The following is a 5,749-nucleotide window of genomic DNA, read 5'->3' on the forward strand; positions in this document are numbered from 1 at the left end:
TGTTCTTTACCAATTTATCTGCAGACGCTTTGCTGCTTCCGGATTTCTTGTTCATCTTCACTCCATGAAGGTTACGATGAACCAGAAATCCTCCGTTGTTCAACTCCTCAAATCTGTCCCAAAAGCGCTGACGTCAGACAGTTCTCACGTTCGAAAAGCATTGTGCAGGCGAAGTCGCATCTCCTGGTGGATATCTGCGTGGAATTGTCCAGAAAGCTGGGGCAGGGGAGCTGCATCTCGAGCGCAGTTTCTATGGCCGGTTGAGCGGGCAGGCGGCATGATGGGATGGGGCAGCAGTTTCTCCTGCATTCAGAGGTCCAGAGGGGTCCGCGGAGATTGGCGCCAGTTTTCTCCGCATATTGCGCGGCGAATACTGTTGTCTTGCGGAGATTGCCCGGTATAATCTCCGCAAGGAGTGCGTAAAATATGACCTACATTCACGAGCTCACTGATTGGCCGCGGTTTACCTGGGACAAGGCCAAGCTGTCATCACAACTTGCCGCTGTCCGCCACCGACAAGGCAAGCTCTTGGGACGCATGGAGGGCCTTGGCTTTGATCTTCGCAACGAGGCGATGTTGCGAACTCTCACCAGTGATGTCGTCAAGAGCAGCGAGATCGAAGGCGAGACGCTCGACAAGGATCAGGTTCGGTCGTCTATCGCAAAACGGCTGGGGTTGGAGATTGGCGGGCTGATCCCGTCTGATCGCCATGTCGATGGGGTCGTCGAGATGATGCTGGACGCGACCCAAGCGTATGATCAACCCCTGGACGCAGAGCGATTGTTCGGCTGGCATGCCGCCCTTTTTCCGACGGGGCGAAGCGGAATGACCCGGATCACCGTGGGGCAGTGGCGGATCGGCCCTATGGAGGTTGTTTCAGGGCCTATGGGTCGCGAACGCGTGCATTTTGAGGCGCCGGGAGCAGCGCGGCTTGATACTGAGATGGGGCAGTTTTTGGCCTGGTTCAATCAGGCCCCAGACTCGGATCCAGTTGTTCATGCCGCAATTGCACATCTGTGGTTCGTCACGATCCACCCCTTTGACGATGGCAACGGGCGCATTGCGCGTGCGATCGCGGATATGGCGTTGGCGCGATCCGAACGCAGTTCACAGCGGTTTTACAGCATGTCGACCCAAATCCGGCAGGAGCGGAGCGCCTATTATGATATGCTCGAGACGACGCAGAAGGGCGGGCTTGATGTCACCGCCTGGCTCAATTGGTTCCTCAATTGCCTCGACCGTGCTTTTGATGGCGCAGAGATCATTCTGGAGGCCGTGTTTCAAAAGGCGCGGTTCTGGGAGAAATACGGAACGGCCAACATAAACGACCGCCAACGGGACATGCTTAACCGCCTCCTCGATGGGTTCGAAGGAAAACTCACGACGTCGAAATATGCGAAGATCGAGAAGTGCTCACAAGACACCGCATATCGCGACATCCTCGACCTGATCGATTTGGGAGCACTTGAGAAAGATGACGCTGGTGGACGTAGCACCAGCTATTCCCTGACAGCGGCGTAAAGAGGCTTGTCACAGGCGCGGTATGCGAAAAGTGCACCCCGTGAAAATGTCAGCCGATCACCTCACATTCGCGACAGCCGCTCTTCGTCATCCACGACGTCCAAAGAACCCTTATTGCCAGTCCAAGCCCACAACACGATGTTGAAGTCCGATGACAAAGCGCCCTTCGCAAAACTTTGGATCAGAATCCCCGCAAACCGATCCGCCATGAGGGCGCGTGCAAAATCCTGTGTCGGAACCGATTCACCATCGAGCATCTTCATGCGCCATGCAGGATCGGCAAGCATCGCCTCGGTCGCGCCATACCGGTCAAGTCCGTCCTGATAGCGGGTATCGAAAATAGGCCCAAGGTCGGCCTTGTAGGACACCAGGATCGTGGGTTGCAGGCTGCCGACCTGGTTGGCTTCTCTAAGAGCGGTCGCGGGATCCAGCGAGGTGTAGAGGGCAGGGGTGCCCTTGGCGTTAAAGCGCCCTCCATAGAGTTCAGCGCCTCGTCCGGACAGAGGTTCACGCGCATAGACCGGGTTCAGGGCGCGATAGAGTGGCCCTGTGTAGCGCCCATCTTTCAGCGGCATCAGGCAAAGATGCCCGCATCGACCGCATCGATGTAATCCAGAACTTGCTGAGCTTTGCCTTCCTGCACCAGCTGCATGGCTGTCCGGCCATCAAAACCGGGCAGGGGCTCTGACCGGTACCATGCATAGGCCATCAGTTCCGAGCCGAAGCGGGGCTCGACTTTGTTCAGCACCTCTACCAATTCGCGCAGGCGGCGCTGCGTCTTGTCCGAACCGATGCGGGTTCGCCTCTGCAACGCGTCTTTGCCCAAGCCGACGGTCAATGCGATCTCTTCTGCTGACGTGCGTAGCACCGCGGCAATCTTGCGCGGTTCGAATTGCCCAGCTTCAGCAAAGTTCGTGATGTGCATGATCTATGCTCCTACAGTGATACTGACGGTATATAGCGACAATATTGCTGAATTTCAAGCTGTCAGGAGGCGCTGTGCCTTCGTTTCCAATGCTAATCCGTAACGCTGCATTGCGCTGAACGCCGGAAATCCTGATTTTTGGGCCTGAAAAGTCGCAGTAGGTGCGTTTTTCGCCGATCGAGAACATCAGATAAGTTATTGATAATATGCCAAAGACTGCTGCGGTCGGGCTGGGGTTGCCGATATACCTTGCCGATCTTGGACCCCAACCGGCACTGACTGCATGAAGTCCTTGGGAACCGCGGTGGTGTCGGACCCTTGTCAGTTTCCGCGGTCCGGTTGGCGGTTGGAAAGTTAAAGATGCCGTAATGGGGCTTTCGGCGAATCGAGCACGTTTCGCTTGTTTGTCAGCATGATCTGAAGTGCCGTTGCCCTTGATGCGCCTGCAGCGCGTCTACGAGGTCGTATGTTTCCATGCGCCTCAATTCCTAAGAATAGAAGGGCAACGACATGAATGTATTTATCGGATTGGATGTATCTCTGGCAAGCACGGCGATTTGTGTGCTGGGGCCGCAAGGGAAGGTTGTTGAGGAGTTGGAGGCAGCCAGCGAGCCTGAAGCGCTGGTGCGTGCGATGGCGTCATTGCCGTACGCGGTCGACGCGATCGGGCTCGAAGCCGGACCACTGTCCCAATGGCTGAGCAAGGGCATCGAAGAGGCCGGATTTGACGTGGTCTTGATGGAAACGCGATTGGTGAAGGCCGCCTTGAAAGCCATGCCTATCAAGACCGATAGGCGCGATGCCCAGGGAATTGCTCGATTGTTGCAAATGGGTTGGTACAGGCCCGTGCACCGCAAATCCGTGTCCTCCCAGGAAATTCGCGCGTTGCTGTCGGCGCGCAAGTCTATTCAGCAGGCGATCATCAACATCGAACTCTCGATGAGGGGAGTGCTCAGGAACTTCGGCCTGAAGCTTGGGCATGTCACCCGGGTAAGGTACGAGGCCCGGGTGAGGGAGCTGGTTGCCGACAATGACATCTTGTCCGCCTCGGCGTTGGCCCTTCTGCGGGCTCGGGGGCAGCTGAGGACAGAGCTGGCCAGCCTGGATGAAAAGGTCGTGGGGTTGGCGGAACATGACGATGTTTGCCGTCTCATGATGACAATGCCCGGTGTTGGCCCAATTGTTGCTTTGACCGTAAGATCCGCGATTGATGACCCGGCCCGCTTCGCGAAATCAAGGGATATCGGTCCTTGGGTCGGGCTGACGCCGAGGCGCACTCAATCCGGAGAGATGGACATTGTCGGGCAGATTACACGAGCGGGTGATCGAGGATTGCGATCGGCGTTGTATCAGGCCGCGACGATCTTGATGCACCGCGCAGCACCGAACTGGTTGCAGGCCTGGGCACTCAGAGTGGCGCACAGGCGTGGATCGAAACGGGCCCTGATTGCGCTCGCGCGCTGAATTGGCGTCATTTTGCATCGCATGTGGATGGACGGTTCGCCGTTTCGCTTCACGCTGAACCCGGGCCCGACGGCCTAAGCGACACGCATCAAGGATTTTTCGTAACGGAGGCATGAACTGCAACTGACAACAGGTACGCAGAGGTCCCTTTTCGGGACGAGGTTCCTGGAGATGCCGTAAGGACACTGGCTATCAACACCTGTTGAATGCGCGTGAAAGATGGGCACCCAGGACCAGATTTGAACCAGGCATAGAGTGGCAGCTTTGAGGCTGACTACGGACGGAAGAGCGAAGCCCGGGCAGGGGGAGCCCTCGGTCCTGAAGTGCCGTTGCAGTGAAAAAGAAAAAGTAAGCTTTTGATTTTGTGTTTTAAACCCGGTGAAGAAAGAAATGTTCGCCGGAATTCTTGGCTTGCCGGAAACCCTTGACAATGATCCGCCCCATTACGGAAGTGTCCTTCGGGTTTAGTGACTGACGGATGAGGGCCTTTGGAGTCCCTCAGATGGGTCCGGGCCGGGTTCCGGTCTGCCGTTCCTGATGAAGGGCATTCCCATGCAAACAGGTGTCTTGCGCGTGTTACGCGCGACCGCTGCCTCGTGGTGGCGGCATCGAGAGCTGCGCCGAACCGGCCAGACATTGTTGGCACAGCGGCTCGAATGCCAGGCCGTCCTGCGTGATCTCGGCTATCTTAGGCAGGCGGCGACATTGCCGAATGCCCATGTAATCTGCGGAAAGGGCGGGACATTCATCCATCTCGGTTGGACCACCGTGTCGACCTTCGCGCCGATCGAGCGCTTTCCCTTGGCCGCTCTTGTGGTCGCACGCGGAACGACGTTCATCGATATCCGACCCGTCAGCGATGCCATCGCTTTCGCGAACCTGCCGCGGGTGACGCGGGACGGATCGGACGACCCTGAACCCTCGGGCCCTGACAGGCCCGTCTCGCTGACCGACTACATCGACATGGTCGAACGGCTCGGCGCGAGGATCCTCAATGATCCGCGGTCCCATCAGTCAGCCTGATCACCACTTACTCTCACCAAAACTCGAAAGGAGGCCAGCCATGGCCCGATCCCGCACGCCCAAATTCGATGCCTCCGAGGCCATCACAAACGAAATCATCCGCATCATCGAGCGCGGTGTTCTGCCGTGGCGCAAGCCCTGGACCGCAGGTGGTAGCTCTCGTCCCCTGCGCGTGGGCGGAGAACCCTACCAGGGAGTGAACAACTTCCTGCTGACGATGCGCACCGTGATGGCGGGCCACAGCTCGCCCTTCTGGATGACGCTGCCGCAGGCCAATGCGTTGGACGCAAAGGTCCGCAAGGGCGAGAAGTCCTCTGTCGTCGTTTATTACGGTCAAAGCCGGAAAGACGCGGGCGGCGAGGACGACCGCAGCGACGGCGATGATCACTCCGAGGAAGCCCGTATCTTCCGCTTCCAGAAATCCTACCGCGTGTTCAACGCCTGCCAGATCGAGGGCTTGCCCGACAGCTTCTTCCCCGACCCGGAGCCCGTGCCCGAGCATCCTCCGTCCGAGCCCATCCCGCACATGCAGGCGTTTTTCGATGCCATCGACATCACAACCGTCTTTACCGGGACGGAAGCCTACTACCTGCCGCCCGTGGATAAGGTGTTCATGCCATCCATTTCCAGGTTCGAGAACCCGCGGAACTTTTACGGGGTCTGGGCGCATGAGCTCGCCCATAATGCCGATGTTCGGATTATGCCGCGCCGATCCTCACACCCTTAAGTGCTGCGAGAAGACCGGCGCGGTGTGTCGGCATAATTCAGAGCGCTTCGAGGAATGCCAGCAGCTCGTCACCCGGTCGATATCGTCCA

4 protein-coding genes and 3 pseudogenes are annotated in these 5,749 nt (G+C 57.8%); 5 read left to right on the forward strand and 2 right to left on the reverse strand.

Translation table 11 applies throughout. The features are described 5' to 3' along the window. Positions 1 to 143: 143 nt before the first annotated feature. Positions 144 to 281, forward strand: a pseudogene (repC, locus tag AC13C8_RS03165) (replication initiation protein RepC); the annotation flags it as partial. 145 nt (positions 282 to 426) lie between these two features. Beyond that, complete coding sequence (locus AC13C8_RS03170) at positions 427 to 1,521, forward strand: Fic family protein (RefSeq protein WP_482846345.1); 1,095 nt, start codon at positions 427 to 429, stop codon at positions 1,519 to 1,521. Between the two features lie 62 nt (positions 1,522 to 1,583). Here AC13C8_RS03170 and AC13C8_RS03175 read toward each other — a convergent pair whose 3' ends face one another. Both AC13C8_RS03175 and AC13C8_RS03180 read right to left on the reverse strand, forming a co-directional pair. After that, positions 1,584 to 2,096: an RES family NAD+ phosphorylase gene (locus AC13C8_RS03175; protein WP_111733977.1), complete on the reverse strand. Its 513-nt coding sequence runs from the start codon at positions 2,094 to 2,096 to the stop codon at positions 1,584 to 1,586. Beyond that, positions 2,096 to 2,446 (reverse strand): MbcA/ParS/Xre antitoxin family protein, encoded by a 351-nt coding sequence (locus AC13C8_RS03180; protein ID WP_111733975.1) that lies wholly within the window; start codon positions 2,444 to 2,446, stop codon positions 2,096 to 2,098. The genes AC13C8_RS03175 and AC13C8_RS03180 overlap by 1 nt, the downstream gene beginning before the upstream one ends. Positions 2,447 to 2,956: 510 nt before the next feature. On the opposite strand from AC13C8_RS03180, the pseudogene AC13C8_RS03185 reads away from it, so the two are divergent. The 3 genes and pseudogenes from AC13C8_RS03185 to AC13C8_RS03195 form a co-directional block, all read left to right on the forward strand. Then, a pseudogene (locus tag AC13C8_RS03185) lies at positions 2,957 to 3,907 on the forward strand (IS110 family RNA-guided transposase); the annotation flags it as partial. A gap of 555 nt (positions 3,908 to 4,462) precedes the next feature. Then, positions 4,463 to 4,933: a hypothetical protein gene (locus tag AC13C8_RS03190; RefSeq protein ID WP_482846346.1), complete on the forward strand. Its 471-nt coding sequence runs from the start codon at positions 4,463 to 4,465 to the stop codon at positions 4,931 to 4,933. 40 nt (positions 4,934 to 4,973) lie between these two features. Then, a pseudogene (locus AC13C8_RS03195) lies at positions 4,974 to 5,615 on the forward strand (ArdC family protein); the annotation flags it as partial. Positions 5,616 to 5,749: the final 134 nt, after the last annotated feature.

This window comes from Aliiroseovarius sp. B-4 (assembly GCF_056857795.1).

Coding starts and splice junctions, on each gene's coding strand:
- AC13C8_RS03170 (WP_482846345.1), top strand. CDS start 427: ATGACCTACATTCACGAGCTCACTGATTGGCCGCGGTTTACCTGGGAC.
- AC13C8_RS03175 (WP_111733977.1), bottom strand. CDS start 2,096: ATGCCGCTGAAAGATGGGCGCTACACAGGGCCACTCTATCGCGCCCTG.
- AC13C8_RS03190 (WP_482846346.1), top strand. CDS start 4,463: ATGCAAACAGGTGTCTTGCGCGTGTTACGCGCGACCGCTGCCTCGTGG.
- AC13C8_RS03180 (WP_111733975.1), bottom strand. CDS start 2,446: ATGCACATCACGAACTTTGCTGAAGCTGGGCAATTCGAACCGCGCAAG.